At 70.2% G+C, this 25,150-nt stretch carries 26 protein-coding genes; 14 read left to right on the plus strand and 12 right to left on the minus strand.

Features of this window, described 5'->3' with window-relative positions; translation table 11 throughout:
• Positions 1 to 6: 6 nt before the first annotated feature.
• The 4 genes from Q0C81_RS00105 to Q0C81_RS00120 form a co-directional block, all read right to left on the minus strand.
• Entirely contained in the window at positions 7 to 741 is a 735-nt protein-coding gene (locus tag Q0C81_RS00105) for a ribonuclease (RefSeq protein WP_291832159.1), read from the minus strand.
• Positions 741 to 2,075 (minus strand): FAD/NAD(P)-binding protein, encoded by a 1,335-nt coding sequence (locus Q0C81_RS00110; RefSeq protein ID WP_291832160.1) that lies wholly within the window; start codon positions 2,073 to 2,075, stop codon positions 741 to 743. The genes Q0C81_RS00105 and Q0C81_RS00110 overlap by 1 nt, the downstream gene beginning before the upstream one ends.
• Before the next feature lie 57 nt (positions 2,076 to 2,132).
• Positions 2,133 to 2,675, minus strand: coding sequence for a hypothetical protein (locus tag Q0C81_RS00115; protein ID WP_291832161.1), 543 nt, complete (start codon positions 2,673 to 2,675; stop codon positions 2,133 to 2,135).
• A gap of 74 nt (positions 2,676 to 2,749) precedes the next feature.
• Positions 2,750 to 4,249, minus strand: a complete 1,500-nt coding sequence (locus Q0C81_RS00120) for a phosphomannomutase/phosphoglucomutase (RefSeq protein WP_291832162.1) — start codon at positions 4,247 to 4,249, stop codon at positions 2,750 to 2,752.
• A 183-nt stretch (positions 4,250 to 4,432) separates the two neighbouring features.
• Here Q0C81_RS00120 and Q0C81_RS00125 point away from each other — a divergent pair, with 183 nt between their 5' ends.
• From Q0C81_RS00125 to Q0C81_RS00135, 3 genes are all read left to right on the plus strand, one after another.
• The gene (locus Q0C81_RS00125; RefSeq protein ID WP_291832163.1) at positions 4,433 to 5,152 is read left to right on the plus strand and encodes a 2,3-bisphosphoglycerate-dependent phosphoglycerate mutase; all 720 of its coding nucleotides are present in this window, start codon (positions 4,433 to 4,435) and stop codon (positions 5,150 to 5,152) included.
• A gap of 2 nt (positions 5,153 to 5,154) precedes the next feature.
• Positions 5,155 to 5,793, plus strand: a complete 639-nt coding sequence (gene ribD, locus Q0C81_RS00130; RefSeq protein ID WP_291832164.1) for a bifunctional diaminohydroxyphosphoribosylaminopyrimidine deaminase/5-amino-6-(5-phosphoribosylamino)uracil reductase RibD — start codon at positions 5,155 to 5,157, stop codon at positions 5,791 to 5,793.
• Between the two features lie 112 nt (positions 5,794 to 5,905).
• Positions 5,906 to 7,180: a pentapeptide repeat-containing protein gene (locus Q0C81_RS00135; protein ID WP_291832165.1), complete on the plus strand. Its 1,275-nt coding sequence runs from the start codon at positions 5,906 to 5,908 to the stop codon at positions 7,178 to 7,180.
• 2 nt (positions 7,181 to 7,182) lie between these two features.
• On the opposite strand, the gene Q0C81_RS00140 is transcribed toward Q0C81_RS00135, so the two are convergent.
• Positions 7,183 to 7,668, minus strand: a complete 486-nt coding sequence (locus tag Q0C81_RS00140; protein ID WP_291832166.1) for an Hsp20 family protein — start codon at positions 7,666 to 7,668, stop codon at positions 7,183 to 7,185.
• Positions 7,669 to 7,929: 261 nt separating this feature from the next.
• On the opposite strand from Q0C81_RS00140, the gene Q0C81_RS00145 reads away from it, so the two are divergent.
• The 3 genes from Q0C81_RS00145 to Q0C81_RS00155 all read left to right on the plus strand — a co-directional run bounded on the left by Q0C81_RS00145 (position 7,930) and on the right by Q0C81_RS00155 (position 10,842).
• Positions 7,930 to 8,757, plus strand: coding sequence for a class I SAM-dependent methyltransferase (locus tag Q0C81_RS00145; protein WP_291832167.1), 828 nt, complete (start codon positions 7,930 to 7,932; stop codon positions 8,755 to 8,757).
• Positions 8,758 to 8,851: 94 nt separating this feature from the next.
• On the plus strand, positions 8,852 to 9,763 hold the full coding sequence (locus Q0C81_RS00150) for a methyltransferase (protein WP_291832168.1): 912 nt from the start codon (positions 8,852 to 8,854) through the stop codon (positions 9,761 to 9,763).
• Positions 9,760 to 10,842, plus strand: a complete 1,083-nt coding sequence (locus Q0C81_RS00155; RefSeq protein ID WP_291832169.1) for an alpha/beta hydrolase — start codon at positions 9,760 to 9,762, stop codon at positions 10,840 to 10,842. The genes Q0C81_RS00150 and Q0C81_RS00155 overlap by 4 nt, the downstream gene beginning before the upstream one ends.
• 151 nt (positions 10,843 to 10,993) lie before the next feature.
• On the opposite strand, the gene hisN is transcribed toward Q0C81_RS00155, so the two are convergent.
• The gene (gene hisN, locus Q0C81_RS00160) at positions 10,994 to 11,779 is read right to left on the minus strand and encodes a histidinol-phosphatase (RefSeq protein WP_291832170.1); all 786 of its coding nucleotides are present in this window, start codon (positions 11,777 to 11,779) and stop codon (positions 10,994 to 10,996) included.
• A gap of 213 nt (positions 11,780 to 11,992) precedes the next feature.
• Positions 11,993 to 12,373, minus strand: a complete 381-nt coding sequence (locus tag Q0C81_RS00165) for a helix-turn-helix domain-containing protein (RefSeq protein ID WP_291832171.1) — start codon at positions 12,371 to 12,373, stop codon at positions 11,993 to 11,995.
• A 177-nt stretch (positions 12,374 to 12,550) separates the two neighbouring features.
• Between Q0C81_RS00165 and Q0C81_RS00170 the strand changes: the two genes are divergently transcribed.
• Positions 12,551 to 12,793: a GlsB/YeaQ/YmgE family stress response membrane protein gene (locus tag Q0C81_RS00170; RefSeq protein ID WP_291832172.1), complete on the plus strand. Its 243-nt coding sequence runs from the start codon at positions 12,551 to 12,553 to the stop codon at positions 12,791 to 12,793.
• 69 nt (positions 12,794 to 12,862) lie between these two features.
• Here Q0C81_RS00170 and Q0C81_RS00175 read toward each other — a convergent pair whose 3' ends face one another.
• Positions 12,863 to 13,291 (minus strand): superoxide dismutase, encoded by a 429-nt coding sequence (locus tag Q0C81_RS00175; protein WP_291832173.1) that lies wholly within the window; start codon positions 13,289 to 13,291, stop codon positions 12,863 to 12,865.
• Positions 13,292 to 13,421: 130 nt separating this feature from the next.
• Here Q0C81_RS00175 and Q0C81_RS00180 point away from each other — a divergent pair, with 130 nt between their 5' ends.
• On the plus strand, positions 13,422 to 15,128 hold the full coding sequence (locus Q0C81_RS00180; protein WP_291832174.1) for a phosphatidylglycerol lysyltransferase domain-containing protein: 1,707 nt from the start codon (positions 13,422 to 13,424) through the stop codon (positions 15,126 to 15,128).
• On the opposite strand, the gene typA is transcribed toward Q0C81_RS00180, so the two are convergent.
• The 3 genes from typA to Q0C81_RS00195 all read right to left on the minus strand — a co-directional run bounded on the left by typA (position 15,125) and on the right by Q0C81_RS00195 (position 19,690).
• The gene (typA, locus tag Q0C81_RS00185; protein ID WP_291832175.1) at positions 15,125 to 16,957 is read right to left on the minus strand and encodes a translational GTPase TypA; all 1,833 of its coding nucleotides are present in this window, start codon (positions 16,955 to 16,957) and stop codon (positions 15,125 to 15,127) included. The genes Q0C81_RS00180 and typA overlap by 4 nt on opposite strands.
• Before the next feature lie 151 nt (positions 16,958 to 17,108).
• A complete protein-coding gene (locus Q0C81_RS00190) occupies positions 17,109 to 17,573 on the minus strand; it encodes a hypothetical protein (RefSeq protein WP_291832176.1) in 465 nt (154 codons plus the stop codon).
• Between the two features lie 59 nt (positions 17,574 to 17,632).
• A complete protein-coding gene (locus tag Q0C81_RS00195) occupies positions 17,633 to 19,690 on the minus strand; it encodes an OPT family oligopeptide transporter (RefSeq protein ID WP_291832177.1) in 2,058 nt (685 codons plus the stop codon).
• A 120-nt stretch (positions 19,691 to 19,810) separates the two neighbouring features.
• Between Q0C81_RS00195 and Q0C81_RS00200 the strand changes: the two genes are divergently transcribed.
• The 6 genes from Q0C81_RS00200 to Q0C81_RS00225 all read left to right on the plus strand — a co-directional run bounded on the left by Q0C81_RS00200 (position 19,811) and on the right by Q0C81_RS00225 (position 23,667).
• Positions 19,811 to 20,254 (plus strand): cytochrome c, encoded by a 444-nt coding sequence (locus tag Q0C81_RS00200; protein ID WP_291832178.1) that lies wholly within the window; start codon positions 19,811 to 19,813, stop codon positions 20,252 to 20,254.
• 131 nt (positions 20,255 to 20,385) lie between these two features.
• Positions 20,386 to 21,249 carry a bifunctional DNA-formamidopyrimidine glycosylase/DNA-(apurinic or apyrimidinic site) lyase gene (gene mutM, locus Q0C81_RS00205; RefSeq protein ID WP_291832179.1) on the plus strand — a complete coding sequence of 288 codons (864 nt, stop codon included), beginning with the start codon at positions 20,386 to 20,388 and terminating at the stop codon, positions 21,247 to 21,249.
• Between the two features lie 2 nt (positions 21,250 to 21,251).
• Positions 21,252 to 21,809, plus strand: a complete 558-nt coding sequence (locus Q0C81_RS00210; RefSeq protein WP_291832180.1) for a DUF1697 domain-containing protein — start codon at positions 21,252 to 21,254, stop codon at positions 21,807 to 21,809.
• A complete protein-coding gene (locus Q0C81_RS00215; protein WP_291832181.1) occupies positions 21,806 to 22,345 on the plus strand; it encodes a DUF1697 domain-containing protein in 540 nt (179 codons plus the stop codon). The genes Q0C81_RS00210 and Q0C81_RS00215 overlap by 4 nt, the downstream gene beginning before the upstream one ends.
• Positions 22,342 to 22,818, plus strand: a complete 477-nt coding sequence (locus Q0C81_RS00220) for a hypothetical protein (RefSeq protein WP_291832182.1) — start codon at positions 22,342 to 22,344, stop codon at positions 22,816 to 22,818. The genes Q0C81_RS00215 and Q0C81_RS00220 overlap by 4 nt, the downstream gene beginning before the upstream one ends.
• Before the next feature lie 60 nt (positions 22,819 to 22,878).
• Complete coding sequence (locus tag Q0C81_RS00225) at positions 22,879 to 23,667, plus strand: enoyl-CoA hydratase-related protein (RefSeq protein WP_291832183.1); 789 nt, start codon at positions 22,879 to 22,881, stop codon at positions 23,665 to 23,667.
• Here the strand turns inward: Q0C81_RS00225 and Q0C81_RS00230 are convergent.
• Positions 23,654 to 25,150, minus strand: a 1,497-nt coding sequence (locus Q0C81_RS00230) for a M56 family metallopeptidase (protein ID WP_291832184.1), incomplete at its 5' end; no start/stop codon positions are given. The genes Q0C81_RS00225 and Q0C81_RS00230 overlap by 14 nt on opposite strands.

Consider the following 25,150-nt stretch of genomic DNA (forward strand, 5'->3'; position numbering starts at 1 on the left):
GGCCAGTCAGTCCCGGATCGGCTCCACCGTCAGCACCGTCGCGTCGCGCGCGCCCACCTCGCCGCGGGGGCAGGGACGCGGGTTGAACGACAGGTCGTTGCAGATGCGGACCTCGCGCAGCCGGTCGTCCTCCGTGACGGCGATATAGACCGCCTGGCGCGGCAGGCCCGGGTTGGCGCGGGCGAAGGCGTCGCGCAGCTCGCCCGCCGTGCGCAAGGCCCGCGGATCGGGCCGGACCAGCTTGTCGTACATGGCGGCCGATTGCTGGAAATAGGCCTCGGGCGTGTCCCAGCCGCAGGTGCCGTGCGCGGCCCATTCATGCTGCACCAGATCGACCGACGGCGTCCGGCACAGCTCGGCGCGGATGGTCTGGGGCGCCACCCGTGTCGCCGCCCGGCAATAGCGCGGATAGGGCCGCCCGTCCGAGTTCGGCCACAGCCCGTGCAGGGTCCAGCCGAAGCGGTTGGCGTCGCACGCCAGGTCGCCCTGGCCGTCCCCGCCGGTGCGGCAGGTCTCGGGCATCCAGGTCACCGCCAGCATGTGGAACAGGATCGGCCGGTCGGCCACGACCTCGTCGGGTCGGACATGCTCCATTTCCGGCGCGGGCAGCACGGCGGGCAGGCGGCAGGACTGCGCCGTCGCCGCGACGACGGCGGGCGCCGCCGGCTGCGTCTCGCAGGCGGTCAGCGCGGCGGTCGCGGTCAGCAGGCCGGCCAGCAGGATCGTGGGTCGGATACGCATCACGCCGGCTCCCGGTTCAGCGCGCTCAGGGCCTGGGCCACATCGTCGACCCGCTTGCGGATGTCCGGCACGGCGATGGTCTCCCAGAAGGTCGCGCGGGCCGGCGGTCCCAGCACGAACAGGCGCGGGTCGGCCGTTCCGTCGGCGTGCAGGACGCGTCCCTGCAGGTCCAGGTCCAGGCCCAGCCTCAGCGGATCCATCCGCGCGCGTCCGTCCGCCAGCAGGGGTCCGGTCAGCGGGTCCTTGGCCGGGTCGTGGCCCGGCCCGGTGCAGTCGATCAGCCAACGTCCGGTGATCGGCGGCTGTTCCGGCCCGCTGCGGGGGCGGAAGGTCAGGGTCACGGCTTCCGCGCCCTCCTCGATCCGCTTCACGCGGCCGGCGGTGATCGTCAGTCGGCCTTCGTCCTCAAGGGCGGCGATGGCGGCGGCGATGGTGTCGGCGATCCGGTGCCGGTGGACGTCCCACCAGGGCCGAAGGTGGCGCACCAGCCGCGCCCGGGTCGGAACGTCCGCCGCCTGCCACAGGTCGGCGGTGATCGGCCTCAGCCCGTCCATGACCCCGCGCCAGTCGCCGTCCGCGGACAGACGCCGCGCTTCGTGAAGCCGTCGGGACGGGGCCGCGTGCAGCAGGTCGTCCGTGGGTTCGACATAGGCGTCCGGCCGGTTGTCGTGCCCCCGGGGCTTCAGCCCCCGTCGCGACAGCGCCCGCGCCCGGCCGCGCCAGCCGCGCGCCTGAAGCCACAGCACCATGTCCACCATCGTCAGCCCGGTGCCGACGACGATCACGTCGTCTTCCGGTCCGATGCGGTCCAGCGCGCCGGCGGCCCAGGGGTCGCCGATCACCCGGCCCGCCGTCCCGTCCTGGCCGGCGGCCGCCGTCTTCGGCGCCGGATTGCCGGTGGTCAGGACGATGGCGTCAGCTTTCAGGATCTGTCCGTCGGCCAGGCGCACCGCGTCGGTGTCGATACCGACGACCTCGCCCTTCACGGTCTCGATCAGGCCTGGGCGGGCGGCCCGCACCTCGGCCAGCCGATCCTGCACATACCGGCCGTACAGGCGGCGCGGCGCGAAGCCGTTCGGGTCGGCGCGGTCGGGGTGGTGGGTTTCCAGCCAGCGCACGAAGTCGCCGGGACGGTCGCTGATCGCGCTCATCCGGCTGGAGCGCACGTTCAGCAGATGCCCGTCGAACGGCGTCGAATAGGCGACGCCCAGGCCGAAATTCCCGGTGCGGTCGATGAGCGTCGAGGCGATTCGCCGTTCGGCCAGCCGCGCGGCCAGCATGGCGCCGGAGAAGCCTCCGCCGATGATCGCCACGCGCTCGATGGTCCGGGTCACGACGCCTCCTCCGTTGGCGGGGTTCTGGACCGCGCCGCCCGAGGGGTCAAACCCGGGTCACTGAACCTCGCAGCCGTAGGCCTCGCGGTAAGGACGGTCGAAGCAGCTCTGCAGGCGGCGCAGGGCGCGCGCGTTGATCTGGTTGCGCATCCCCTCCTGCGCCGACAGGGCCGTGACCGCGGCGTCCATCGCGGCCCGGTCCTTGGTCAGGAAGGCGTGGGTGCCCCGGGCGTAGGTGTTCCAGTCGAAATTGTCGGGCGTCATCTCTTCGTTGCGCATGGTGGTCGCCATCACCCGCGCCGCCTCCAGCTCCGCGCCCGCCGAGGCCAGGTACTGACCCAGGTGCCAGCTCACCACCTGCCTCTGGCGCTCGGTCAGTTCGGGACCGTGCAGCAGATAGTCCTCGCTGGCCCGCGCCGCCTCGACGTAGCACTCGCGCTCGCCCAGCTTGCGCGCCGTCCACGGCGTCACGCCCCGCTGGTCGAACGACTCGAAACTCAGGGTCCGGTTGGCGACCAGATGTTCGGGCGTCAGGGCGCAGCCGACGGCGGCGTCGGGCGCGGCCTGCAGGGCGAGGGCGGTCACGAGGGCGGCGAGCATGATCGGCTTCTCCGTTTATGGTGAAGCTTAATCTGTCCGCGCCATTGTGTCGGAATCAGGCCCGGCGGCTGACGTCAGATTTCCTGGTTGTAGGCGCCGACTTCCTTGTACTTCGCCAGGCGCGGCTTCACTTCCTCGCGGAACAGGGCCCGCATGTCGTCCTCGGATCGCATGCTTTCGACCACCACCACCAGCTCGGGCTTGTTGGACGAGGCGCGGACCAGGACCCAGCTGCCGTCCTCCAGGTGCACGCGCACGCCGTTGACGGTGATGGCCTCGACGATCTTGCGGCCCAGGATCGATCCGCCGGCGTCCGCCAGGGCCTGATACTCGGCCACGATCCGCTCCAGCACCTCGTACTTCAGCTCGTCGTCGCAGTGGGGCGACATGGTCAGGCTGGTCCAGGCGTCCGGCAGGGCGGCCTTCAGCTCGCTCAGCTTCTTGCCCGGATTGCGGTCCAGCATCGCCAGCACGGCGCCGGCGGCGACGATGCCGTCGTCATAGCCGTGGCCCAGCGGGGCGTTGAAGAAGAAGTGGCCCGACTTCTCGAAGCCCGCCAGCGCGCCCAGCTCGGCCGTCTTGCGCTTGATGTAGCTGTGACCGGTCTTCCAGTAGACGGTCTCCGCACCGTTGGCCTTCAGCACCGCGTCGGTCTTGTACAGGCCGGTCGACTTCACATCGACGACGAAGGTGGCGTTGGGGTGCAGGGCCGACAGGTCGCGGGCCAGCATCAGGCCGATCTTGTCGGCGAAGATCTCCTCGCCCGTGTCGTCCACCACGCCGCAGCGGTCGCCGTCGCCGTCGAAGCCCAGGGCCAGGTCGGCGCCGGTCTCGCGCACCTTGGCCGCCATCTGCACCAGCATGGCGTGGTCTTCCGGGTTCGGATTGTATTTGGGGAAGGTATAGTCCAGCTCGGTGTCCATCTCGATCACCTCGCAGCCCATCCGGCGCAGGGCCTCGGGGGCGAAGGCGCCGGCGGTGCCGTTGCCGCAGGCCGCGACCACCTTGATCGGCCGCGTCAGCTGAACCTTGGACACGATGTCGGCGATGTATTTCTCGCGGAAGCCCTCGATGCGCTTCAGGGTCCCGCCGGCGCGCGAGACGCCCTGGTTCTCCAGCACGATCTCCTTCAGGCGGCCGATCTCGTCGGGGCCGAAGGTCAGGGGCGGGTTGGCGCCCATCTTCACGCCGGTCCAGCCGTTCTCGTTGTGGCTGGCGGTGACCATGGCCACGCACGGCGCGCCCAGCTCGAACTGGGCGAAATAGGCCGTCGGCGACAGGGCCAGGCCGATGTCCAGCACCTCCATGCCGCCTTCCAGCAGGCCCAGGGTCAGCGCCTGCTTCACCGACAGGGAGTAGGAGCGGTAGTCGTGGCCGACCACGATCTTGGGCCGCTGGCCGATCTCGTGGATGTAGGTCGCCAGCCCCAGGCCCAGCGCCTGGATGCCCAGCAGGTTGATCTCCTTCTCCAGCACCCAGCGCGCGTCGTACTCACGGAAGCCGGTCGCTTTCACCAGCGGCGTGGTCTCGTACTCGGCGGTGTTCGGGCGAAGGTCGGCGCGAGGCTTCAGCATGGGTCGTCCTGGGTGGCCGGACCGGAGCGGTCGCGGCGGAGGTGCGCCTTGATAGCCCCGGGCGCTCGGGCGCCGCAACAACGCGCGAACGCCGTCATGGGCGCCGGGAACCGGACGTCGGCCCAAAGCTTGACCCTTCCGGACCCCGGGCCTACCCCCGACAGATCACAACCGGAGACCCGCATGCCTCGCCTGATCCTGCTGCGCCATGGCCAGAGCCAGTGGAACCTCGAAAACCGCTTCACCGGCTGGGTCGACGTGGACCTGACCGCCGAGGGCGAGGCGCAGGCGCGCAAGGGCGGCGAATTGATCGCCGGAGCGGACTTCCACCCCGCCGTCATGTTCACCTCCGTGCTCAAGCGGGCTAAGCACACCGGAGCGCTCGCCCTGGACTCGGCGGGTCTGAAGGATGTTCCGGTGATCGAGGACTGGCGGCTGAACGAGCGCCACTACGGCGGCCTGACCGGGCTGGACAAGGCCGAGACGGCGGCGAAGCACGGCGAGGACCCGGTGAAGATCTGGCGCCGCAGCTACGACATCCCGCCGCCTCCGCTGGCCCCCGGCGGCGAATGGGACTTCACCGCCGACCCCCGCTACGCCGGCAAGGCCATTCCGGACACCGAAAGCCTGAAGACCACGCTGGACCGCGTCCTGCCCTACTGGGAGGAGGCTGTCGCCCCGCGCCTGAAGGCCGGCGAGGACGTGCTGATCGCCGCCCACGGCAATTCGCTGCGGGCCATCGTCAAACATCTGTTCGGCGTGCCGGACGACCAGATCGTCGGCGTCGAGATCCCGACCGGCAATCCGCTGGAGATCGATCTGGACGGATCGCTCACGCCGACGGCCGCGCGCTATCTGGACGACAGCCGCGCCACGCCGCTGCCGCCGATTCCGGGAGCCTGATCATGACCAGCGCGCAGCAGGCGTCGGACGACATCCGCTTCATGGGCCGGGCCATCGCCCTGGCCAAGGCGCGGATGGGCCAGACCTGGCCGAACCCGGCGGTCGGCTGCGTGATCGTCAGGGACGGGGAGGTGGTCTCCGAGGCCGCCACCGCGCCCGGCGGCCGTCCCCATGCCGAGGAACAGGCCGTTCCGGCGGCGGGCGACAGGGCCAGGGGCGCCACCGCCTATGTCACCATGGAGCCGTGCGGCGCCCGGTCGTCGGGCCGCACCTCCTGCTCGCACTTCCTGATGGACGCCGGCGTCGCGCGGGTGGTCGTGGCCGCCGTCGATCCCTCGCCCTTCGCCTCGGGCCGGGGCGTCGAACGCCTGCGCAAGGCCGGGCTTGAGGTCGAGACGGGCCTGCTCTCGCAGGAGGCCGCCGTCCTCTACGAAGGCTATCTGCACCGCGTCGAGACGGGCCGCCCCATGGTCCGCGTCGACGACACCGGCGAGGGCTTCGACGCCCGCTTCGCCGCCTCCTCGCGCGCCGATCTGGCGACCGAGCTGAAGCGGCTGGGCGAGGCCGGCTACACCCGTCTGTGGGTCGGGCCGGGCGAATTGGCCGAGGCGCTGGACGAGCAGGGCCTGCTGACCCGATAGACTCGGCCTCAAAGTCGCCCGCGCTCAAGCAGGTCACGACCGCGTCGTGACCGACAGCGCACCAAAAAACGCCCTCACGCTTCCTTAAGCGGAGGCGTGCCATTCTGGCGCAATGTCGGGAAACACGGCTCAAACCCCTGCCGCCAGAAGGCGCATCACCCAACAGGAACTGGACGTCATCTGCGCCCGGCACGACCGCCTGTGGCAGGCCAAGCCCGGCGGCGCCCGGGCGGTGTTCGCCTGGATGGATCTGTCCGGACTATCGCTGACGGGCCGCAACCTCGCCGACGCCGATTTCGCCGCCGCCTGCCTGATCGGGTGTGATCTCTCCGGCTGCCGGCTGGACAACGCCACCTTCTTCGGCGCCGACATGCAGGACGCCGTCTTCCGCGACGCCAGCATGCGCCGCTCCGACCTGCGCGGCGCCTGCCTGCGCGGCGCCGACCTGACGGGCGCCGACCTGTTCGAGGCCGACCTGCGCGAAGGCGCCATCGCCGCCGCCGACGCCCGCCTGGGCTTCCGCGTCATCGAGGCCCGCTCCGTCCGCGACACCACGGCCCAAGGCGCCTGCCTGGCCGGCGCTAATCTGGAGCGGTCCAAGCTGACCGGCGTGGTCGCCGTCGCCGCCGACTTCTCCGACGCCATCATGAAGGACTGCAAGCTGGTCCGCGCCAACCTGAAGCAGGCCAGCTTCAAGGGCGCCAATCTGGCCGGGGCCGACCTCTCGGGCGCTGACCTGACCGGGGCCGACCTGCGCGACGCGGTGCTGGTGGGGGTCAAGTCCGCCATGTGGCGGACCGACGGGGCGGACATGGCCGGCGCCCTGACCGACGACAAATCCTCCGGCGAACCGGTCGGCAAGATGCCGGCCGCCGAAATGCTGTCCGAGCACGCCCAGTGGTGCGAGACCGGCGGCGCGTTGGGCCAGCCGTCCGTGTTCGACGGCGTCGATCTGCGGGCGCTGGGCTCGATCCGCGGCTACAACCTCACCGCCCTGTCGGCCAAGGGCGCCGTCTTCTACGGCCTCGACATGGGCGGGGTGCAGCTGCAGGGCGCGCATCTGGAAGGGGCCGATCTTCGCTCGGTCAATCTGCGCGGCGCCGACCTGCGCGGCGCGCGGCTGGCCCGGGCCCGCCTGGACGGCTCCGACCTGCGCGAGGCCCAGATGGGGCCGCTGATGATCGCCGCCGACCGCCTGCTGCCCGCCGACCTGACCGGGGCCAGCCTCAAGGGGGCGGACCTGTCGGGCGCGGACATGAAGCGCGCCAGCCTGGTCGACGCCGAACTGAACCGCCGCGCTCCAGGCCTGAAAAAAGGGGCGACGCACCGCGCCGCCCCTCAGGTCTTTTCTTGCCCTGTCGCCTATTGGCGGCTTGAGGGCGGATAGGCTTAGGCGGCGGTCTTCGCCTTCTTGCCTTCGATCAGCTTGGAGCCTTGGCCGATATCGATGCGGCGGGGCTTCAGGGCTTCCGGCAGTTCGCGGGCCAGGTCGATCGACAGCAGGCCGTTGACCAGGTCCGCGCCCTTCACGACCACATAGTCGGCCAGCTGGAAGCGGCGCTCGAAATCGCGCTCGGCCAGGCCGCGGTGCAGGAAGTTGCGCTCGGGCGGCGCGACGCCGTCGCCCGGCAGGTCGTTGGCGGCCTTGCGGCCGGTCACGGTGAGCAGGTTTTCCTTCACCTCGATGTTCAGCTCGTCGGGCTTGAAGCCGGCGACGGCCACCTCGATGCGATAGGCGTTCTCGCCCGTGGTCTCGATGTTGTAGGGGGGCCAGCCGTTTTCCTGGCTGGTGCGCGCGGCGCTCTCAAGCAGATTGGCCAGACGGTCGAAGCCGACGGCCGAACGGTACAGCGGCGAGAAATCATAGGTACGCATGGGTCATCCTCCTGAGGATCAGCAAGGGGACCGGTCCCGCGGTTTGTGCCCGGACCGGCGATGGGAGTTCGGCTCGTGCGGCCCGTGATCGGCCCCGCGCGCTCCGGAGGCCCCGACATCGGCGGCCTCGACGGATCAGATGGGAAGCCGCGTTTGGACGTCAAGACCGCGTGATCGTGTCGCGTCGAACGCGATGCGGCTTGCTCCACCGGACGGGGGCCGTCAGGGTCGCCGCCTCTTCTGAAGCTTCCGGGAAAACCGATGCGCCTGACCATACTGGCCGTGACCGCCGTCCTCGCCCTTCCCGCCACAGCGTTCGCGCAGGCCCTGCCCGCCCTGCCCAACCTCGACGAATCCGCGGCCCAGCGCTCGGCCCGTCGCGCGGCCATGGCCCCGCCGGTGCTTCAGGAAGACGCCGCGCTGCAGGCCGCCGTCGCCTCGGCGACCCGTCCCGAGGCCGACCGCGCCCGCGACGCCGCCCGTCACCCGTTCGAGACCCTGACCTTCTGGGGCCTGCACCCCAACATGACGGTGGTGGAGATCGAGCCGGGCCGCGCCGGCTGGTGGCGCAACATTCTGGAGCCCTACGCCGCGGCGACCGGCGGCCGCTACGTCCCGGTCAATCGCCCGCTGGAAGGCATGGGCGTCGAAGACGGAAGCGCCGACATGATCGTGGTCGCCCGCGCCCTGCACAACTGGCACCGCAGCAACCGCACCGCCCCCTATATGGCCGCCTTCTTCAAGGCGCTGAAGCCGGGCGGCGTGCTGGCCATCGAACAGCACCGCGGCGCCGAGGGCCTGAACGCCGACCAGACCGCCCCGACCGGCTATGTCTCGGAAAGCTACGTCATCCACGCCGCCCAGGCCGCCGGCTTCGTGCTGGAGGGCCGCAGCGAACTGAACGCCAACCCGAAGGACGACCACGACCATCCCTACGGCGTCTGGACCCTGCCGCCGACCCGCGTCAGCACGCCGCGCGACGGCGTCGCCACGGACCGCCCGACACCGCTTACCGAACAGGAGCGCGCCCAGTTCGACGCAGTCGGCGAGAGCGACCGCATGACCCTGCGATTCCGCAAGCCGGACTGAGCGATGTGCGTTTTGACCGCGCGGATGAACAGGGTTAAGCCCTCCGTTCCGGGGCGGGACCAAGGGCGTCCGGACCGTCCTGCGGGGGCCGTGCATGAATGATCTGAACGAGGCTTGGCGACGGCGTCCTTCACGCCGGAGCGTCCTGACCGGCGTTGCGGCCTCGGCCCTCGTCGGTCTGGCCGCATGCGGCAAGCGGGAAGAAACCGCCGAGCCGCCGACCACGCCCGACGGTCCGCCCAAGGGCTCGCTGGAGTGGGCCGTCGCCGGCCCCTGGCGCGCCCAGGACCGCAGCCGCGACGCCGCCCGTCATCCGATGGAGACCCTGCGCTTCTTCGGCCTGCAGCCGCGCATGACCGTGGTCGATTTCTGGCCCGGCAGCGGCTGGTACACCGAAATCCTCGCGCCCTATCTCGCCGAGGGGGCGGGCCACTACATCGCCGCCGGCTTCCAGACCGGACCGGGCGCCGATCCGGCGCAGGTGCAGCTGATGTCGGCCTTCCAGCAGCGCTTCACCAACGACCGCAAGCTCTACGGCGAAATCGAGCTGACCGCCTTCGGCCCGACCTCGGGGCCGGTCGCTCCCGCCGGCACGGCGGACCTGGTCCTGTTCATGCGCAACATCCACGCCTGGATGGCCGCGGGCATCGCCGAAAAGGCCTTCGCCGACGCCTGGGCCGCCCTGCGTCCCGGCGGCGTCCTCGGCGTTGAACAGCATCGCCTCGGCCCCGATGAAGATCAGGACCCGGCCGCGGCGAACGGATACGTCCAGGAAGCGTTCGTCAGGCAGCTGGCGGCGGAAGCCGGGTTCGCCTTCGTCGCCGCGTCGGAAATCAACGCGAATGAAAGGGATACCAAGGATCATCCCTTCGGAGTGGATACCTTGCCGCCGCTGCGCCTCACCGCGCCGCGCGGTTCGCCGCCGGATCCGGCCTTCAATCGTACGAAGTACGATGAGATCGGGGAAAGCGACCGCATGACCTTGAAGTTCAGGAAGCCTGAGTGAACCGAGCCGTCGCCTATGCCGCCAACGCGCCCCTGATGGGCGTTCCGGGCGCCTCTTCGCCTCCCGGCGGAGAGGGTGAGTGGTTCCGCGGGGCCGGGGGCTTGCGCCTGCGCGCCGCCTTCTGGACGCCCTCGGCCCTGGTGGCCCGCAAGCCGCGCGGCACCGTGGTGCTCAGCCCCGGCCGCACCGAGCCGATCGAGAAATATTTCGAGGTCATCGGCAATTTCCTCGCGCGCGGCTGGTGCGTCCTGGCCCACGACTGGCGCGGCCAGGGCCTCTCGGCCCGCCTGCTGCCGGACCGCCTCAAGGGCCATGCCCGGGCCGTGGAGGAATTCCTCGACGACTACGCCCGCCTGCTCGACGCCTTCGAAGGCCGGGCGCCCAAGCCCTGGGTCATGGTCGGCCATTCCATGGGCGGCTGCCTGAACCTGATGACGCTGGAGAACGGCGAGGACCGCTTCTCGGGGGCCCTGCTGTCCAGCCCCATGCTGCGCATCAAGACCGGCAAGCGGTCGATGTGGTCGGTCAAGCTGGCGGTGCGCTGGAACCTGCGCCACGGCAAGGCCGGGGACTATGTGCTCGACGACGCCGATGATCCCTTCGACCACACCTTCGAGAAGGACGCCCTGACGACGGACGAGAGCCGTTACGAGCAGTGGCGCCAGCAGCTCTTCGCCTGCCCGCACCTGGCCGTCGGCGGTCCCACCTGGGGCTGGCTGGCCTTCGGCCTGGACGCCGGCGAGCGCGCGCTCAAGCCCAAGGCGCTGAAGGCCGTCCGCATCCCCGTCGCCATCGTCCAGTCGGGCGAGGACGACCGCGTCTGGAAACAGACCAACAAATGGGCCGCCAAGCGGCTGGGCCGCGGCCGCTACATCGAGGTCGCGGGCGCCAAGCACGAAGTCATCATGGAGACTGACGACAAGCGCGCGGTCTTCCTGGAGGAGTTCGACGCCCTGGCGGCCTATGTCTCGCCGATCGAGGACCTGAGCCCGGTCGTCGTGACGCCCGAGCCCGCTGCGGTCGCGGAACCGGCCTCGGACCTGGGCTTCCCGCCGAGTACGGAACCCTCGGCCGCCTGAGCCCAGCCAGTGATAAGTGGTTAGTGATTAGTGGATGCTGGCTTCGAGGGCGGTAGTCGCCGTCCTGGCGCTGACGCCTGCCCCATCGAACCACTAGTCACTAACCACTAATCACTAGCTAGGCGCTGCCGCACGAAGACGGCCCTCCGCGTTACAGCGCCGCCCGCTTCAGCGTCACCAGCGCCTGATCGATCAGGCGTTCGTCGCCGACCGCCAGCACCTGCCCGCCGTCGTCCGGCTTCTGGCCGCGCCAGTTGACCACCTTGCCGCCCGCCGCCTCGATCACCGGGACCAGCGCCGACCAGTCCCATGGCTTCAGGCTGGTCTCGGCGACCAGATCCATCCGCCCGGCGGCGACCATGGCGTAGGCGTAGGCGTCGCACCCCAGCCGGGCCAGCCGCGCGGTGGCCCGCACCTGGGTCCAGGCGCCCAGTTCGGCGCCGTTGAAAATGTTGGGATCGGTGGTCGAGATGACCGCGTCGGTCAGCTTTTCGCAGGCGCGCACCTTCAGCGGCGTCTCCGCCCCGCCACGCAGCAGGCGCGCGCCCGACGGCCCGCCGATGAAGATCTCGTCCAGATAGGGTTGGGCGATCGCGCCCACCGTCGGCGTCCCGCCCACGCGCAGGGCGATCAGCGTCGTCCACAACGGCAGGCCCGAGATGAAGGCCCGGGTTCCATCGATGGGATCCAGCACCCAGACGAACTCGGCGTCCGGCCGGTCCTCGCCATACTCTTCGCCGATCACGCCGTGGTCGGGATAGCGTTCGGCGATCAGCTTGCGGATCGCCGCCTCGGCCTGTTTGTCGGCCTCGGTGACGGGATCGAACCCGGCGGCGCCGCCCTTGTCCTCATGTCCGATGTCGGACCGGAAGAAGGGCAGGGTGACGGCCGCGGCCGCCTGCGCCAGTTCGACGATGAAACGCTCATGTTCGGTCATGGCAGGCGGCATACCCACGCGCCGCCCGCCTGTCACCGGATGATCGCCGTCCACGCGCCGTGCAATGCCCGTGAGACGGCCGCCCGGGCGCTGTGCAACGCGCCATGGGGGAACTCGAACCTGCCCTCAAGAAGCGCGACCGCGCGTTAGGGCAAGCATAAAGCCCTCAGGCAGCGCGCCGCCGCGCGGCGCGCGATGGGGCAAGAAAAGACATCAGGCCGGCTCGCCGCCTTCCGCGTGCAGCGACTTGGCCAGGTCCAGCAGGCGGCGGCGCGGACGTTCGCCCAGTTGATAATAGGCCTGGATCAGGTCGAGCGTTTCCTTGCGGGAAAACATCTCGCCGCCCTGGCTGGCCGCCTCCCGGCGTTCCATGGCCTCTTCCAGGCCGTCGTAGAAATAGCTGATCGGCGATTCCAGGGCCTCGGCCAGCTGCCACAGGCGGGCGGCCGAGATGCGGTTCGCGCCGCATTCGTATTTCTGGATCTGCTGGAAGCGGATGCCGACCTGCATGGCCAGCTGCTGCTGGGTCAGGCCCAGCAGGCGGCGGCGGCGGCGAAGACGGCGTCCGAGGTGAAGATCGATGTCCGAAGCCATGGTCCGGGTCCCTGGTGCGATGTCCCGATGCGGGACGGCTCGCCCTCCAAGGGGCAAGGGGCGTGCCGGGCTCGCGTCCCGGGGGATTACGGAAAAACAGGGTTCGCCACGGTCAAGGCAACCCAAGCGAAGCGGGGGCGTTCGTTGCTCGAGCGTTGCTTTGTGGAGAAAGCTGAAATGAACATCATCTTCTGGATTATCGTCGGCATCATCGCCGGTTGGCTGGCCGAACAGATCATGGGCCGCAACCACGGCCTGCTGACCAATCTGATCGTCGGCATCGTGGGCGCCCTGATCGGCGGCTTCATCGCCAACGCCCTCGGCTTCGCCTGGGGCGGCTGGATCGGTTCGACCATCGTCGCCACCCTCGGCGCGATCATCCTGCTGTTCCTGCTGGGTCTGGTGAAGCGCAAGGCCTGATCGACCGGCGAGAACCAACGAAAAAGGGCGGCTCCTTCCGGAGCCGCCCTTTCTTTTCGCCTCAGCCGATCAGTTGCTCGGCGGCGTGGCCGGTTCGGCCGGCTCGGCCGGCGGTTCGGCGGGCGCAGCCGGTTGAGCCGCGTCGGTGATGGCCGGGGCCGCGGAGAACTGCGAAGCGGACCAGCCCACGGCGACGCCGGCGCCGTCCTGGCGCACGCCGCCGGACACGGGCACGCCGCGCAGGACGCCGTCCGAACCGCGAACGGTCAGTTCCTGGCCCGCCGGGGTGTTGCGGGCGCCTTCAAGCTTGCCCAGCACCGCGCCGTCCGAGCCCTTCACGTCCGAACCGGGTTGGAGCTCGAGAGCCTGTGATTGTTCAGCCGCCGGCGGGGAGGCCGGGGCGGGGGTTTGCGGGGTGGCCGTGCTGTCCTGGGCGAACGCGGGAGCGGTCATGAGGAGCAGGCCGGCGACGCCAGTGAGGAGCGCGGTCTTTCGCATGATGTCAGCCTCGATCAACGCGGGCGGAAGCGCCCACCTGGGCCAAACACCCTCTGTTTCGGTTTGTTTCAGGCGCCCAGAAATGACCTTGGGCTTGCCGTGATTGGCCGATTCCGGCTCTACGAAAGGCATGGGGAAGGGAAAGACCATCCGCCGCGGACTGGCGGCCCGGGCGGCCGGGCTGGCGCTCGAGGTGTCGCCGCAGGTCTTCGCCATGCTCGCCGTCGCCGCCGGGGCGGTGATCCTGGTCTCGGGCGCGACCCCCGCCTTCGCCGATCGCCTGGCCACCGTGCGCGCCTTCCTGCCGCCGGTGCTGATCGACCTGTCCCACTTCGCGGCCAGCATCGCGGGCTTCCTGCTGCTGCTGCTCTCCGCCGGCCTGTGGCGGCGCCGGCGCGGGGCCTGGCTGGCGGCTCTGGTGGTGTTGCTGGGCGGCGCGGCCTTCTCCCTGCTCAAGGGGCTGGACTGGGAAGAGGCGATCGAGCTGACGGCCCTGGCCCTGATCCTGGCCCCCTGCCGCCCGGCCTTTGACCGCAAGTCCCGCCTGTTCGAGGCGCTGTCGCCGACCTGGGTCGTGCTGGTGGTGGCGGTCGTGGCCGGAACGCTGTGGCTGGGCTTCTTCGCCTATCGGGACGTGGCCTATACCGATGACCTGTGGTGGAGCCTGCTGATCGATCGGGAGGTTTCGGGCTTCCTGCGCGCGGGCGCCGTCCTGGCCCTGCTGGCCGTCGTCATCGCCGGGCGCTCGCTGGTCTCGGCTCCGGGCGCGCGCAGGCATGGCCCCGCCGCCCCGGACCAGGTCGAGCGCGCCCTGTCGGTGCTGCGCGACGGTCAGGGGGTAGCCCCCGACGCCTGGCTGGCGGCGCTCGGCGACAAGGCCCTGATGTTCAGCCCCTCGGGCCGCGCCTTCATCACCTATCGGGTGCGCGGCCGCCGCTGGATCGCCATGGGCGAGCCCGCAGGCCCCGCCGAAGAGCGCCTGCCCCTGCTCTGGGCCTTCGCGGAGATGGCCGACAGCTACGGCGCCGCTCCGGTCTTCTATGCGGTCGGCGAGGCGGCGCTGGCCGATCTGGCCACCCTCGGCATGGCCATGCGCAAGGTCGGCGAGGCCGCCCTGGTCGACACCCGCGCCTTCTCGCTGGAGGGCAAGTCGCGCCAGAACCTGCGCACCGCCGTCAATCGCTGCGAGCGCGACGGCGCCGCCTTCGACCTGTTGCCGCCGGGCGACGCCCTGATCTTCGCCGACCAGCTCAAGGCCGTTTCCGACGCCTGGCTGGCGCATCACAACGGGTCGGAGAAAGGCTTCTCCCTCGGTCGCTTCGACCCGGCCTATCTGGCGCTCAACCCCGTCGCCGTGGTGCGGCAGGGCGGGCGGATCGTCGCCTTCGCCAACCTGCTGCCCGGCACGGACCGGGTGGCCGTGGACCTGATGCGCTTCACGCCCGACGCCCCTCCCGGCGTCATGGACTATCTGTTCGTGCGGGCCATCCAGTGGGCCGGGGCCCAGGGCTATCCCGTCCTCGACCTGGGCATGGCTCCGCTGTCGGGGCTGGAGGATCGCCGCCTCGCGCCGGTCTTCGCCCGCGTCGGGGCGCTGGTCTTCGAGGAGGGCGGGGCCCTCTACGGCTTCGCGGGCCTGCGGGCGTGGAAGTCGAAATTCGGCCCGGACTGGCGGCCGCGCTTCATCGCCGCCCCGGCCTCGACCCCGCTCGCCTTCGCCCTGCTGGACGTGGCCCTGCTGACCAGCGGCGGCTGGCGCGGCATGCTGGGCCTGAATGCGAAAAGGGCGGACCCTGCGGCCCGCCCTTCAAGTGCTTCGGCTGTCGCGGAAGACTAGTCTTCCTTCACGCGGCGCTTGCGGAACGAGGGGTTCAGCACGGCCTTGCGCAGGCGGATCGACTTCGGCGTCACTTCCACCAGCTCGTCGCTCTCGATGTAGGCGATGGCCTGTTCCAGCGATGGACGGCGCGGCGGGGTCAGGCGCACGGCCTCGTCCTTGCCGGAGGCGCGGACGTTGGTCAGCTGCTTGCCCTTGATCGGGTTGACGTCCAGGTCGTCGCCGCGCGAGTTCTCGCCGATGATCATGCCCTGATAGGTCTTCTCGCCGGCGCCGACGAACATCACGCCGCGGTCTTCCAGGTTCCACAGGGCGAAGGCCGCCGTGTCGCCGTCCGAGTTCGAGACCAGCACGCCCTTCAGACGGCCTTCGATGGGGCCCTTGTGCGCCTCATAGTGGCTTAACACGCGGTTCAGCACGCCCGAGCCGCGCGTGTCGGTCAGGAACTCGCCCTGGTAGCCGATCAGCGAACGCGACGGGCACATCAGCTGGATGCGGGTCTTGCCCGCGCCCGACGGGCCCATGTCCTTCAGCTCGGCCTTGCGGGTCGACAGCTTCTCGATGACCACGCCGGTGTACTCGTCGTCGACGTCGATCATGACGTCCTCGATCGGCTCCAGGCGCTCGCCGTTCTCGCCGGTCTGATAGACCACGCGCGGACGGCTGATCGACACTTCGAAGCCTTCGCGGCGCATGTTCTCGATCAGAACGCCCAGCTGCAGTTCGCCACGGCCGGCGACTTCATAGGCGTCGGCGCCGGCGGTCTGCGTCACGCGGATGGCGACGTTGGCCTCGGCTTCCTTCAGCAGGCGGTCGCGGATGACGCGCGACTGGACCTTGTCGCCTTCGCGGCCGGCCAGCGGGCTGTCGTTGACCGAGACGGTCATGGAGATGGTCGGCGGATCGATCGGCTGGGCCGGCAGGGCGTCCATGACTTCCAGGGCGCACAGGGTGTCGGCCACGGTCGCCTTGGACATGCCGGCGATGGCGACGATGTCGCCCGCTTCCGAACCTTCGTCCAGGGCGGTGCGCTTCAGGCCGCGGAAGGCCAGGACCTTGGTGATCCGGCCCTGTTCGATCTGCTTGCCGTCGCGGTCCAGCGCCTTGATGGCCATGCCGGGAACCGCTTTGCCGCTCTCGATGCGGCCGGTCAGGATGCGGCCCAGGAACGGGTCGGACTCGATCAGCACGTTCAGCATCTGGAACGGCTTGTCCTTGTTCTCCTGCACCTTCGGCGCCGGGACGTGCTCGACGATCAGGTCGAACAGCGGCGCCAGGGTGTCGGACTTCTCGTTCATGTCCAGCGTCGCCCAGCCGTTACGGCCCGAGGCGTAGATGTGCGGGAAGTCCAGCTGCTCCGGCGTGGCGCCGATGGCTTCGAACAGTTCGATGGTTTCCAGGTGCACGCGGTCCGGATCGGCGTGGGCGCGGTCGACCTTGTTGATGCAGAGGATCGGACGCAGGCCCATCTTCAGGGCCTTGGTCAGGACGAATTTGGTCTGGGGCATGACGCCCTCTTCGGCGTCCACCAGGATGACGCAGCCGTCCACCATGCCCAGGATGCGCTCGACCTCGCCGCCGAAGTCGGCGTGGCCCGGGGTGTCGATGATGTTGATGCGGGTCTCGCCCGCCTTGCCGTTCCACAGCACCGAGGTGGCCTTGGCCAGGATGGTGATCCCGCGCTCTTTTTCCTGGTCGTTGGAGTCCATCGCGCGCTCGGTCGTCGCTTCGTTGGCTCGGAACACGCCCGACTGGGCCAGCAGTTGATCGACCAGGGTCGTCTTGCCGTGGTCAACGTGGGCGATGATGGCGACGTTGCGCAGATTCATTTGAGTATCGCGAATGGGCGGCCGGAACGGTTCGGGCCGCTGGGTCAGGGCGTAAATGCGGGAAGGCGCGCGCCTCTTACCGAAGCGCGCGCCGAAAAGCCAGCATCACCGGTTTGTGAGGCGGATTGAGGGCCGGTCCGCGGCCCTTGGGTCACGCCGCCGGGGCTTCCTCCTCCGGAGCCCGGGAATCGGGAACGGCGGGCTTCCTGAGAAGCAGCCGGAGCAGCGGCCAGCAAAGCGCGGCGCCCCCCAGCATCAGGCTGGCGCTGAACACGGGAAGCAACCAGGGCCAGGCCGGAGGCTCGGGCGAGCGCGCCAGGGCGATCCCGATGAAGATCGACGCGATCCCAAGGGCGACGAGCGACAGCCCCAGGATCGCCAGAACGCCCAGCGGCGCATAGACCCGCCAAAATCGTCGGGGCGAGGGAAACGGCCCCGCCCGACCGATCGCTCTCGAGTTCAGCCACAGGCGCCAGATCAGCAGGGCGGAGAAGCCCATGCTCCCCGCCGCCATCAGCCAATGTCTCGGCGACGTCGGAACCAGGACGGCGCTGCTGATCCAGCCCCCCGCCATCAGCAGGGCCAGCGGCAGGGTGATCCAGTAGAATACGACCACGGACCCCCGGAAGACCCTCAGGGCCTTCCGGGCGCGCGGGGCGGGGGCGGCCCCTTCGGTCAAACCTTGGCCGACTGGCGGATGACCCAGTTGTACAGGCCGAAGGTCAGGACCACGAAGGCCGCGATCCCCGCCAGCATGGCCGGCCAGGCCGACCCTTCCGGCAGCATGGCGAACGGCGCGTCATTGCCGGTCCCCACGATCACGCCGGCGGTCATCACCAGGAACAGGCTCTCGCCGACGATCAGGCCGGACGCCAGCAGCACGCCCATGCGGCGGCCGACATCGGCGAAGCGGGTGCTCTTGATCGCCTTGTCGTAGATCCAGCCGCAGACGGCGCCGACGACCAGCATCGTGGTCACGGCGGCGGGCAGGTAGAAGCCGATGCCGACGGCCAGCGGCGGCAGCTTGACCTTGCCCTTGGTCGCCTTGTTCAGCACCGCGTCCAGTACGATGATGACCACGCCGATCACCGCGCCCAGGCCGATCAGGTCCCAGCGCAGGCCGCCTTCGATCACGCCCTTGGCCAGGGCCGAGATCAGCGTGGCCTGCGGCGCGGCCAGCGGCGCGTCGGCGATGCCCTTGGGTCCGCCCGCGAAGCCGAAGGCCTGGTTGAGCAGGTTCAGGATCACCGGGATCACGATGGCGCCGGCGCCGACGCCGATGATCAGGGCCACCTGCTGACGCCAGGGCGTCGCGCCGACCAGCTGGCCGGTCTTCAGGTCCTGCAGGTTGTCGTTGGCGATGACGGCCACGGCGAAGACCACGGCGGTCACGATCAGGGCGAAGGCCACCACCGACGGATCGGCGGGCACGCCGGCCAGGGCCAGCACGCCCAGCAGCAGGACCGAGGCGATGACGATGGCCAGGATGCCCACGCCCGAAACCGGGCTGTTCGACGAGCCGATCAGGCCGGCCATGTAGCCGCAGATGGCGGCCACGGCGAAGCCGATGACGATGACATAGACCAGGCCGCCGCCGACCAGCAGGGCGGTCGATCCGGCCAGGGTCGGATTGCCCTGGGCGAACAGCGCCAGGATGGCCGCGATGCCGACCAGGCAGACGACCGACAGGCCGGCCACGATGTTGATCGGGATGTCCTGCTCGGTGCGGTCCAGCACCTCGCCGCCCTGGCGGCGGCGGTTGGCGGCCAGCGCCGAGGTCAGGCCGCCGATCAGCGGTCCGGCCAGTTTGATCAGGGTCCAGATCGCGGCCACGCCGATGACGCCGGCGCCCATGAAGCGGACTTCCTTGGCCCAGACGGTGCTGGCCAGTGTCTCGGCCTCCACGCCCACGGGCAGGGTCGTCGCGATGGACGGGATATTGTGCGCGGTCAGCCAGGCGATGGTGTCCGGGCTGGTCAGCAGGGGCACCGCGATGCACCAGGCCAGGATCAGGCCGAACAGCTGGGCCAGGCCCACGGTCAGGCCGATCAGGTGGCCGGCGCCCAGCAGGGCGAACTGCATGCCGAAGCCGATGCCGGTCGCGCCGCCGCCCAGCGCCGCCGGCAGCTTGATGAATTTGGCCGCCTCGCCGGCGAACACCCGGCCCGCCACCAGCAGGGCGTAGCCCGCCGAGGCCACGGCGCCGGCGATCACGACCCACAGGCCGGCCGCGTTCTCACGCACCGCGCTCTCGGTCTGCTCGGCGCCGCGCGACCCGACGGTCAGCACCTCGGCCGCCGCCACGCCCTCGGGGTAGGGCAGGCCGGCTTCGACGACCAGCGCCCGGCGCAGCGGGATCGAGAAGGTCACCCCCAGCACGCCGCCGAAGATACAGATCGCCACCGACTCCCAGAACGGGAACTCCAGCCACCAGCCGACCATGACCAGGCCGGGCAGCACGAAGATGATCGAGCTCATGGCCCCGCCGACCGAAGCCACGGTCTGGACGGTCATATTCTCCCAGATGGTCGAGGTGCGGAACGCCCGCAGGATCGCCATGGAGATCACCGCCGCCGGAATGGCGGAGGCGAAGGTCAGCCCGACCTTCAGGCCCAGATAGGTGTTGGCCGCGGTGAAGACCACGGCCAGCAGACAGCCCAGGATCACCGCCCGGATGGTCAGTTCGATGCGCTTGCCGCCGGTCGCGGCGGGCGTGTTGGTGGCGTCCGTCATTGCGGCCCTCTCCCTTGTTGCGCGGACCTAAACCGGAAATGGTTCAGGCGTCGAGAGGGCGCGCGCGATTGACAGGCGTACCGGCGCGGCGGAGCTTCGCCGAAACGGGAGAGGGACCCCATGCGCAAGACACTGACGGCCGCCGTGATCGGCCTGCTCTGCATCGGCGGCGCCGCGAACGCCCAGGGCTCGCCTGAGGTGCTGGTCAAGGCGCGGCAGGCGGGCATGGCCCTGTCCGGCTCGGTGGTCGGCGGCATCAAGGCGGCCATCGACGCCGGCCAGGCGCCCTCGACCCAGCGCAACGCCGCCCGCTCGCTCGCCCGCTGGTCTCACACCCTGCCCGAGCTTTTCCCGGAGGGGACCGACCCGGCCTCGCTGGAGACCGGCGCCCAGCCCGCGGTCTGGACCGACCGCAACGGTTTCAACGCCAAGGCCGCCGAGTTCGCCGCCGCCGCCGACCGCCTCGCCGAACTCAGCCAGGGCGAAGACGCCGCCGCCTTCTCCGCCCAGTGGACCGTCGTCCGGAGCAACTGCCAGAGCTGCCATTCGGTCTACAAACAGTAGGCGCGCGCCCGGTCAGTGATTAGTGGTTAGTGATTGGTGGTTCGATGCGGCGCGGCCGGTTCCCACTGAGGCGACGACCGTCGTGCTCCAACCACTAACCACTACCCACTAACCACTGGCGCAGCCCTCCCATGCCCGAACTCCCCGAGGTCGAAACGGTCCGTCGCGGCCTGCAACCGGTGCTCGAGGGCGCCCGGCTGGACCGCGTGCGCCAGAACCGTCCCGACCTGCGCTTCTCGTTTCCCGACCGCTTCCCGGAACGGCTGGACGGGGTGACCGTCGAGCGGATCGACCGCCGGGCCAAATATCTGCTGATGCGGCTATCGACCGGCGAGACCTGGGTCACCCACCTGGGCATGACCGGCCGCTTCACCCTCGACGGGCGTCAGCTGGGCGAGTTCGAGGAGCCGGCGCCCATCGCCGGCAAGCACGAGCATATGAGCTTCTGCGCCACCAAGGGCGGCGCCACCCACCGCATCGGCTTCGCCGACGCCCGCCGTTTCGGCTTCATGGGCCTGATCCCCACCGACCAGGTCGAGGCCCATCCGTGGTTCGCCGGCATGGGGCCCGAGCCGCTCGGCAACGGCTTCTCCGGCGCGCATCTGGCCGAGGTCTTCTCCGGCAAGAAACAGAACATCAAGGTCAGCCTGCTGGATCAGCGGATGGTCGCGGGCCTGGGCAACATCTACGTCTGCGAGGCCCTGTACCGCGCCCGCATCTCGCCCCTGATCGCGGCGGGCAAGGTCTCGAAGCCCCGGCTGGAGATCCTCGCCGCCGAAGTCCGAAATGTCCTCAACGACGCCATCGCCGCGGGCGGCTCGACCCTGCGCGACTTCGCCAACGCCGAGGGCGGGCAGGGCTATTTCCAGCATCGCTTCGACGTCTACGGCCGCGAGGGCGAGCCCTGCCGCGGAGACGGCTGCACGGGTGTCGTCAAACGCATCGTCCAGGGGGGGCGCTCGACCTTCTACTGCCCCAGCTGCCAGAAGCGCTGACCATGCCGATCCGCATCGCCCTCATGCGCAGCATCCTGATCAACGGCCGACGCGTGAAGGGCGAGGAGGCGAGGGGGCTGGCCGAAACCGTGGGCGCCGCCGACGTCCGCTCGGTCGGCGCCACCGGCAACCTCCTGTTCCGCTCGCGCAAGGCGCCCGCGACCCTGGAGCGCGAGCTCGAGGCCGCCTGCGCCGAACTCTATGGCCGCCCGACCGAAATGGTGGTCAAGACCGTCGAGGAATGGCGCGCCTTGCTGCAGGCCAATCCCTTTCCGGACAGGACGGCCGCCGCGCCCGCCCGCGTCCTGGTCTGGGCCATGCGCGAGCCGCTTCCCGACGCGGGCCTCGACCAGCTGCGCCGCCGCGCCTCCGCCGACGAACAGGTGGAACGCACCCGGTCCGGCGACATCTACATGTGGTTCGGCGGCGAGGATCCCAACGCGTCCAGGCTGCCGGCCGGCTTCGGCCTGAAGGCTCTCGGCGCGGTCGGCACCAACCGCAACTGGAACACCGTGATGAAGATCACCGCCGTGCTCGACCAGATGGAGGCCGCGACATGACCCACCGCATCATCCTGTTCCGGGGCATGAACACCGGCGGCGTCCGCGCGCCGGTCGGCGAGCAGCGCGCCATGGCCGAAGCGATGGGCCTGAAGAACCCCCGCACCCTCGCGGCCAGCGGCAACCTCGTGGTCGAAAGCGGCAAGGGAACCGCCGCGCTGGAAGCCGACATCGAGGCCGCCATGGAAAAGACCTTCGGCCTGAAGGTCGCCGCCATGGTCCGCACGCCCGAACAGTGGTCGGCCCTGATCGCCGCCAACCCCTTCCCCAGGGAGGCCGCCGCCCATCCCGCCAAGGTCGTCGCCATGGTCATGAAGGACGGGATCAAGCCCGGCGCGGTCGAGGCTTGCCGCGACCTAGCCGCGGGCGGCGAGGCGGTCCAGGCGATCGACGACGTGCTCTATTTCTGGTTCCCGAACGGCCAGGGCGAATCCGCCATCTTCAAGAAGGCCACGCCCCGCATGCTCGGCATGGGCACAGGCCGCAACTGGAACACGGTGCTGAAGCTGGGCGAGATGGCGGGAGTGGGATCATGAGCCTGCGAGAGAAACAACTCTGGGCCAGCCTGGCTGCGGGGCTTGTGGTCTGGGGCGCCTATGCGGTGTGCGTCGTCCCGATCCTGCTCGATCCCGGCCATCCCCATCCCGCCCGTGCGACCGGTCTGGCCTTCCTCGTCGCGCTCATTGTCTTCGTGGTCGTTGAGGGCGCCCTGGCCGGCGCCATGGCCTGGTTCCAGCGCCGCCACCGCCCGGCCCAGGACCAGGCCCTGACCGACGCCGCCCTCGTCGCGGGCCAGGTCGCCCTGGTCGTCCTGATCGGGCTGGTGGTCCTGACCCTGATCGGCCTCTGGCTCTTCGCGGTCTGGATCGAGAGCCAGTATGCGGTTGGTGTGGGCGCCACCCTCCTCAGCCGCGCCCCCATGCTGCTGGCCAATCTGCTGCTGCTCGAGATCATCCTCGCCGAAGGCGTGCGGACCATCCTCACCCTTCTGCTGGTCCGGCGACGCTGAGGCGGCTTTCGCCGGGATGAGCGGATGGGTATGCAGACCGCAGACTTCTGGAGAGCTTCCATGGCCGACACCTACGCCAACATCCTCATCGAGCGTCACGCCGACGGCTATGCGGTGGTCACCCTGAACCGGCCCGAGGCGCTGAACGCCCTGAACTCGGCCCTGTTCAAGGACCTCGCCGATTTCCTGGACAGCGTCGAGCAGGACGACAGCGTCCGCTGCCTGATCCTGACCGGTTCGGGCGACAAGGCCTTCGCCGCCGGCGCCGACATCAAGGAGATGGCGGACCAGTCCTACGCCCAGATGTACACGGGCAACTATTTCGCCCTCGGCCACGACCGCATCACCCGCTTCCGCAAGCCGATCATCGCCGCGGTCAACGGCTTCGCCCTGGGCGGCGGCTGCGAACTGGCCATGCTGTGCGACTTCATCGTCGCCAGTGAGAAGGCGAAGTTCGGCCAGCCCGAGATCAACCTCGGCGTCGCCCCCGGCATCGGCGGCTCCCAGCGCCTGACCCGCCTGGTCGGCAAGTCCAAGGCCATGGACATGGTCCTGACCGCCCGCATGATGGACGCCGCCGAGGCCGAACGCGCCGGCCTCGCCTCCCGCGTCTTCCCCCACGAGACCCTGCTGGACGAGGCCCGCAAGATCGCCGCGAAGATCGCCTCGCAGAGCCCGCTGGCCGTCATGGCCAACAAGGAAATGGTCAACGCCGCCCTGGAGACGACGTTGACCCAGGGCGTCCAGTTCGAACGCCGCCTGTTCCACAGCCTCTTCGCCTTCGAGGATCAGAAGGAAGGCATGGCGGCCTTCGTCGAGAAGCGGAAGCCGAACTTTACGGGACGCTGATCTCGGTCTGAACGCCCGGCGCCTGTCGCTCCGTGAAGGCCACGGTCGCGGTCAGGTTCCGGGCGGTCCCCTGCGAGCCCGGGGCCAGCCGGATCAGCGCGGGCGCGGATGAGCGGCGGATCGCCCCGTCCGGGCCATGGATGTCGGCGACCAGCCGATAGGTGCGGACGCCTTCGCCGATGCCCGGGAACTCCGCCCGCGTCAGCGGAATCCGCACGCCGTCCGCCGGGTCGATCGCCACGGTCTCGGCGACCGGCCGGTGGTTGTCGCCGATCAGGGCCACGCGCAGCTGTTCGTCCGGCGCCAGTTTCGATGCGACCCCCTCGATCTCGACCGGCATCCAGGTCACCACCGGGTTGGCCGGCGCGGCCTGGGCGCGTACCGCGACCGGGCTCGGTCGGGCGTCGCAAGGGAAGGCCTGCGCCATCGCCCGTTCGGCGTAGCCGTGGGCGCCTTCGTCCGTGCGTGCCGCCAGCCGGCGCATGACCCGCCGTCCGCCCTCGACATAGGCGGCCAGCGCTGCGCCTCGATCAGCGCCGGGCGTCGTCGTCTCGGCGGACGGGCAGACTCCGGCCTTGTCGATCTGGGCGAACATGACGCCCGCGCAGAAGCCGTCATCCAGCGGATCGGTCGAGGCGCAGACCTCGCGATAGCCTTGCGCCGACAGGCCGCGATAACGGGCCTGCTGATCCTGTGACAGCGGGCGGGCTGTTTGCGGCGACGGCCGGGCGGCCTCCTGTTTCGGCGCGATACTCAGGCTGGCGTCGGTCCGGTCGATACGGTCGCTGATGCGGACCTCGGCTTCCCGCTGCCCGGCCAGGGCGGCGGTCGTCGCGCCGGTCGCGGCCAACAGGGCGATCCCGGCGGCGGCGGCGATCAGTCGGGCCCGGCGGCCGGCGGGCGCGGCGGGGGTCAGGACGGCTTTCAGGCGATGCATGGCGGTGGTCCTTCCGGCGCCGGTGAAGGTGAGGGCGAGCGTCTGCGGACCGGCGCGGTTCCGCAGGGCCTCGATCAGGGTCTGGGCGTAGGCCCGACGGGTTTCCGGCCCGGCGTCGGCCAGGGCGATGGCGTCGCAGGCCTCTTCCCGGGCGGCGGCCCGGCGGAGGCGCAGCAGGGGCATCAGGGGATTGGCCGCCAGCATCGCCAGCACCAGTTCCTCGACCCACAGGGCGCGGTGGTCGCCCCGCTTCAGATGGGCCAGTTCATGCGCGATCACGGCGCGGGCCACGCCGGCGTCGCCTGTGGTGAAGCTCACCGGCAGCACCAGTCGCGCCGGACGCAGGCCGGCCAGCAGGGCTTCGGGCGCGGCCGCGCTGATTACGACCGGGGGCGGGGCGATCGCCAGCCCGCGGGCCGCGTCGCGGACCGTCTCCATCGTTCCGGCGTCCGGCGTCTCGCCGGTCCGGATCAGAAGGGACAGCCGCCGGGCGCGCAGCATCAGGGCCGCGATCCGCAGAACGGCCAGCAGGATCGCCATGGCGAC

This window comes from Brevundimonas sp. (genome assembly GCF_023259385.1).
Classification (GTDB): Bacteria; Pseudomonadota; Alphaproteobacteria; order Caulobacterales; family Caulobacteraceae; genus Brevundimonas.